This window comes from Amycolatopsis sp. SID8362 (genome assembly GCF_010550475.1).
Lineage (GTDB): Bacteria > Actinomycetota > Actinomycetes > Mycobacteriales > Pseudonocardiaceae > Amycolatopsis > Amycolatopsis eburnea.
On the sequence record NZ_JAAGNB010000048.1, the window covers coordinates 1 to 384 of the forward strand.

The window sequence follows — 384 nt, forward strand, 5'->3', positions numbered from 1 at the left end:
CACCGCGCGCAGGTGTTCGTCGGACGCCGGGTGCTCGCGCCGGACCGCGGCCGCGACCCGGCCGACGACGTGCGCGAACTTGCCCTTGAGCACGCGGCGGTCGTCGCGGTCGAGGTAGCGGGCCTCCCACCGGTACACCCCGCCGGCCGCGCGGTGGGCGACGGTGACGCGCGTGGCCGCGGCCAGGACGTCCGCCAGTGCGCCGTCTCCCGGCACTTCGTCGAGCGCCGCGACGAGCCGGTCCACCATGACGTTCGCGCACTCGGCGAACAGCGCGTACTTGTTCGGGAAGTGCCGGTACAGGGCCGCGGCGGTGATGCCGACGGCGGCCGCGATCTCCTCCATCGACGCCGAGTGGTAGCCGCGCTCGCTGAACACCGCGCC

Annotated in this window: 1 protein-coding gene; it reads right to left on the minus strand. The window is 75.0% G+C overall.

Features of this window, described 5'->3' with window-relative positions; genetic code table 11:
• Nucleotides 1–384: TetR/AcrR family transcriptional regulator (locus G3I65_RS01410; RefSeq protein ID WP_160693968.1), on the minus strand; the 384-nt coding region annotated here is incomplete at both ends.